At 57.1% G+C, this 4,279-nt stretch carries 4 protein-coding genes; 1 reads left to right on the forward strand and 3 read right to left on the reverse strand.

What is annotated here, in order from left to right:
• Nucleotides 1–167: 167 nt before the first annotated feature.
• Nucleotides 168–1,262, reverse strand: coding sequence for a glycoside hydrolase 5 family protein (locus BN1127_RS01425; protein WP_042648220.1), 1,095 nt, complete (start codon nt 1,260–1,262; stop codon nt 168–170).
• A 304-nt stretch (nt 1,263–1,566) separates the two neighbouring features.
• Between BN1127_RS01425 and BN1127_RS01430 the strand changes: the two genes are divergently transcribed.
• A complete protein-coding gene (locus BN1127_RS01430; protein ID WP_042648221.1) occupies nt 1,567–2,607 on the forward strand; it encodes a LacI family DNA-binding transcriptional regulator in 1,041 nt (346 codons plus the stop codon).
• Nucleotides 2,608–2,755: 148 nt separating this feature from the next.
• Here BN1127_RS01430 and BN1127_RS01435 read toward each other — a convergent pair whose 3' ends face one another.
• The gene (locus BN1127_RS01435; RefSeq protein WP_231557419.1) at nt 2,756–3,124 is read right to left on the reverse strand and encodes a SemiSWEET family sugar transporter; all 369 of its coding nucleotides are present in this window, start codon (nt 3,122–3,124) and stop codon (nt 2,756–2,758) included.
• Between the two features lie 62 nt (nt 3,125–3,186).
• Nucleotides 3,187–4,158 carry a galactose-1-epimerase gene (locus tag BN1127_RS01440; RefSeq protein ID WP_042648222.1) on the reverse strand — a complete coding sequence of 324 codons (972 nt, stop codon included), beginning with the start codon at nt 4,156–4,158 and terminating at the stop codon, nt 3,187–3,189.
• Nucleotides 4,159–4,279 lie beyond the last annotated feature (121 nt).

Genomic DNA, 4,279 nt, shown 5'->3' on the forward strand with positions numbered 1-4,279 from the left:
AAAGTGCGATCCCGCCCTGCCACCAGGCCGACGCTGAGGCATTGCCCGACGGCGTAGCTGAAATATCCCGCCAGCTCTCTATTTTGTATCTTTTGGTCTGTCATCTGCCAACCTCTACGACATGAATGGGTTGTGAAGAGCGCCACCGCTGTGGCGTCCTTCTTGTGTTATGAGCGGGTCAATGCGCGGATAAGTGCTGTTTCGCTGGCGGAGTAGGGGGTGCCGTCCTCTTCCAGCAGATCATGGAACCAGACCCGGCGCCAGTCGGGGTCGATATTGCGAACGAAGGGCCAGGGTAAATGGGTCTGGGTTTTGCCTTTCACCAGGCCCCACTGATAGGCGCCAATCTTCAGCTCCTTGAACAGGGGTAATTGCTGCTCCACCGTGCTGCCGACATGGCGTGCCAGCCACTCGGTGCAGAGCATAGGACGGCGATAGCTGCCGACTACCTCCAGGGAGATCTTCAACCCCTCCATGCGCTGATAGGAGTGGAAGGTGATGACATCCGACAGCGCCATGGCCCGCCGGTCGGTGGGGTGGGTGAAGGTGTTTTCCGGGGTAAATTCAGCATCTCCCTGACCGATGCTGTAAGGGGCATGCCAGGCGCCGACGGTGAGCGGCTGGATGGGGTTCTCCTCCCGGGCCCAGACGAAGGCCAGTTCCATCAGATAGTGGGCATATGTCTCCAGCGATTCATCGAAACGCACCTCGACATCGCCTTCCGAGAAGATGCCGCGGTTGGTCGGCTCGTTGTAGAGATCCCAGATGAAGATCCGTTCGTCATTGGCGAAGGTATGCACCAGATCGCGGATGTAACGCTCCAGCTCGTGCCATTGGGTCGGGTCAGTGACGATGTTGCGGCCTGGACTTGCTGCCGCCTGACTGTTGTGAACATCGTCCCGCGGTGGTTTCTGGCTACCCAGATAGGGATGATCACCAGAAAAACCGCAGTCATCCATCAGGGTCATCATCACGCGGATATCGTGTTTGCCGCACAGGGTGAGGAATTGCTCGATCCGTGCGATCAGGCCATCACGATCATGTTGCCAGACAATAAACGGCAAATTGGTGCGCAGGGTGTTGTAGCCCAGTTCGCTTGCCCAGGCCAACTCCTGATCGATGATGGTGGGATCGAAGGTCTCGGCCTGCCACATCTCGGTCCAGTTGACCGCCGTACGGGGCAGGTAGTTGAAGCCCAGTAGCCAAGGTTGTTTATCCCACCACTGCCAAGCCCGTTCTGTTGACCACTGTTGTACCGCCATCGGAGAACCTCTTTACTAATTATTTGTGTCTATTTGCTAATTATTATTAGCTAATAACTCTGGTTGCAAATGATGAAGGATAGAATTCTGGGATCAGTCACAAAACGAACAAATTTAAGGTGTTCTCAAGCTGGAGTTGGCGAGCTGTTGTCTCCTCGGGGTTATCGTTCTGTGCCAGATAACTCCTGTATCGTCTCCGAAAGCGCTTGTACTACTTGCTCATGCCCGTAATCATGAGTCATGATGGAAGGTAAATAATTAATATTATTATCTGGGCGGTACCGCTCACATTATGGTCATACCGATGAACAATAAACGCATCACCATGAGTGCCATCGCCGCGGCTGCCGGCGTCTCCCAATCAACGGTCTCACTCGTGCTCAATGGCTCGACCACCATCAAGCTGGCGGACGAAACACGGCGCAGAGTGCTCGAGAAAGCGGTCGAGCTGGGTTACCAGCATAAGCGAGCCGAACATCTACCCAGGGGGCCATCTGCGCGAAAAATTGCTTTCGTATTCAATGGCCTCACCTCCTATGACCCTTTTCTCGATGCGATCAATGCCTGCAATGAACGTGCTTGGGAGGCTGATCGCATGTTGGTTACCTTCGATTATCGCAACAGCGCGGAGCTCACCAGACTGATCGAACAGGAGATCAATCAGGGGGATTATCTGGGGATGATCTTCGCCTCCTCCATGACAAGGCAACTCGCCGAGATGGAGCTCTCCCCACAGGTGCCTACCGTGTTGCTCAACTGTTATCTGGAAGCCACGAGCTTGCCCGAGCGCTATTCCATCCTGCCTGCCGATAAGTTAGCGGGCTATAAGGTGACGGCACACCTGCTGGATCAAGGTTGCAAACGGGTTGCACTTATTCAGGGAGAGCCCTGGATGGAAGCGAACAGCCTGCGGTTGGAAGGGTATCGCCAGGCGCTGATCAACCACGATCTGATCCCTGAACCACAATGGGTGCGCGTGGGCAACTGGTCGCTGCACGAGGCCTATGAACAGACCCGGCAACTGCTGGCACTGCCTCAGCCGCCTGATGGCATCTTCTGTTGCAGCGATTACATGGCCCAGGGTTGCTATCAGGCGATTGCCGAGGCGGGGTTGCGCATCCCGGAAGACATTCTGGTGGCCGGCCACGACAACCAGATGCTGGCCAGCGAAATGGAGCCTCCTTTGAGTTCCATCGAACTGCCTTACGACGAGATGGGCAAACAGGCGGTGGATACCTTGTTGCAACTGGCGCAAGGAGAGAAGCCCATCGCTTTGCAGATGAAGTTGGAGGGCGAGTTGCTGATCCGCGCCTCGACCAGGGGCCGGCCAGTTAACCGCCTTTGACCCTTCTCGATGACCTGTGGCACAGCGACGCCTTATGCCACGGATCGTGCTGAGATTTATGCCGTCATGCCCGCGAAAGTGTGTGGTAAGAATCAAAAATGAGAAGCCCATGTTGGGTACTGAGTGGCCTCGTCCACCACTCGGTCAGCTAATGAATGGTTAGATATTCGTTTTTCAGTTTGAGCAGCAACACTGTGCATGCCAAGGCCAGCGTGATGGCATTGGCAATGATAAGGGGGATGTCGCCGATCTGAAGGCCATACACCAGCCAGCACAGCACGCCGCAACTGAACGCGAGATACATGCTGTTCGAGATCGCTTTGGTCTCCCTGGTTTTCAGTATCTGCAGCACTTGTAGTGCAAAGGATCCTGTGGTCAAGAAGGCTGCGCATAGGCCGAGATAATCGGCATCAAGCCATAATACCGAGACGCAAAGCACGACTGATATCGCAATGGCGCGAGGCCATAAAGCTGCGGGCAGCATGTTTCGTTCCTTTTCTGTGTTGAATGCGGTCATGATGAAGCCGATGGGCGGAAGAGGTGCGACAAAGGGGCGACTTGACGCGCCCCTTCAATGAGTCACGCCACGACCGGGATGAGCCGATAACGGGTAACGTGTTGATAACGTTCACCTGGCATCAACCAAGGGTCGCCCAATTCTGGACGGTTCGGGCTGTCTGGCAATTGCTGCGCCTCCAGACAAATCCCCTGATAGTTTCCCCAATGCCCACCCCCGCGTTTGGGCGCGCCGGCCAACCAGTTGCCGGTGTAGAGCTGGACGCTCGGCTGGTCGGTATGCATCTCCATGCGCAGGCTGCCATCCCCTGCCATCAGAGTGGCCTGTGGTGCGGACGAGGCGTCATCAAACAAGAAGCAGTGATCGAATCCCAGGCATTTCTCCTGCTGCGAGTGGGTCATCCACTGCTCCCCGACCCGCTTGCCATGCCGCAAATCGAATACCCCTTCGACCGGTGCGATACCAAGCGGCAGCGAGTGCTCATCGGTCGGCAGATAGCGATCCGCATTGATGGTGATGCGATGGTCACGCACGTCACCGCCATCCAGATTGAAATAGGCGTGGCTGGTGAGGTTGACCGGGGTCGGTGCATCTGTGATGGCGCTCAACGCGATCACCAGATCGGTCTGCTCCAGCCGGTATTCCACCGTCACGTCCAGATTGCCAGGGAAGCCCTGCTCGCCGTCGGCCAGCCGGGTTTGCAGACGGATGCGATCTTCGGCCAGCTCGGCCAGTTGCCACTCCCGGTTGTGCAGGGAGTGGCTGCCCCCGTGCAGGCAGGTGGTGCCCTCGTTGGCATCGATCTGCCATTCTTGCCCATCCCGCTCCAGACGGGCGTTGCCGATACGATTGGCGAAACGCCCCACGATCGAGCCCAAATAAGCGCGCTGCTCGGGATAATCCACCGGATCACAGGCCAGCAGCACATTGCGAGACGTGCCGTTGACCGGGATCTCGAGGGCGGTGAGCGTTGCCCCGAAATCGAGCACGCTCAACCGCAGACCCGCTGCATTTCGCAGATGGAACTCTTTCATGCGATGACCCCCGCCCCGGCGCTGGCGCGGCAGACATAGCAGTCCGCCTTGAGGCCAAACCTGGCCGGGTACTCGGCCTCGACCACGGCGATCACCTCGTTCACCCGCTCCGGGCGCAGCA

The organism is Aeromonas media, assembly GCF_000819985.1.
Classification (GTDB): domain Bacteria; phylum Pseudomonadota; class Gammaproteobacteria; order Enterobacterales; family Aeromonadaceae; genus Aeromonas; species Aeromonas media.